We start from the raw sequence: 1,042 nt of genomic DNA on the forward strand, positions 1-1,042 counted from the left end.
AAACTCACTGGGACAATTAACAGTTGGCTTGGCGCTTCGCGCAAGTTTAGCCAACAATTAATGGCCCCTTAGCAAAGCGTTAGTTTCCTGTCGAGGTTTCGTGAAAAAATTTGCTCTTGCTATATCAATTTTGGCCTTAGTTGTTTTCTATTTTATTCCAAAAGAACATAGTGAAATTGAAAAGTTTAGCGATAAAAATGATAGTGAAAACGCTGTTTCTAAAGACTTAAAGCGCAAAGAAAAATCAACGATTGAAACTGATATAGGTGTTAGTGAACTTGCATCCGCAGAAGAATACTTACTTGAAGCAAAAGAAATACGTCGTTGCAGCGCAATACCCAAAACTCAAGATGAACTTGATAAATGGATGAGCAAAGTAAATGAGGTGGGTGAGCCCTATGAGTATATCGAAGAGGTTTTGTCTCGTTTTGAGCGCTGTTCACAATTTAATTTTATATCTGATGATTTTGTTGAATTACTTTTTAAAGCAATTGAATTAGGTTCCGATAATGCCGTAACAGAGTTATGGGCTGTTTCGGATAGAGAATATTTTCAAAGTAAAGGCTTAGATGAATTAAGCAGAGAAGACACAATAAAGCAAAGAGTTAAATTTAATAAATTGAAATACCGCCTTTCCGAAAGTGTCGCTTTGACTGGTGGAGAGCAGTCAATATTAAGGCTGGTAAAAGAGTATCAAAATTACGATCCTGACACTGGAAACCCAAACTATTTAAAAGTCATAGCATATGCAGACTTTGGGTTAAAAATAGTAGAGGATAACGATATTTACTTGAAATTAGATTTTATCAAGCAGCGTATTCATCAAGATATGGAATTTCAAGATATTGAACAGGCGCAAATGCTAACTGAAAAGTTGTTGAATAAGTTTGGTGAAAATGGAAACTAACAAATCACTTAAAAGGACAAATAACAGTTGGCTGTTTGCTCCTTCGTCGCCTATTTTAGCCAACAATTATTTGCCTCTTAGTGAGGCGTTGGTATGACTCCCACTGTCAAGTTAAACGCACTGATCCTTGCCTAA

The 1,042-nt window shown here is 36.0% G+C and carries 1 protein-coding gene; it reads left to right on the forward strand.

Annotated elements, in window-relative coordinates:
• The first annotated feature begins 100 nt into the window (after positions 1-100).
• Positions 101-907, forward strand: a complete 807-nt coding sequence (locus tag RF53_RS19045) for a hypothetical protein (RefSeq protein ID WP_039038577.1) — start codon at positions 101-103, stop codon at positions 905-907.
• Positions 908-1,042 lie beyond the last annotated feature (135 nt).

Source organism: Pseudoalteromonas sp. ECSMB14103, from assembly GCF_000813065.1.
Lineage (GTDB): Bacteria > Pseudomonadota > Gammaproteobacteria > Enterobacterales > Alteromonadaceae > Pseudoalteromonas > Pseudoalteromonas marina.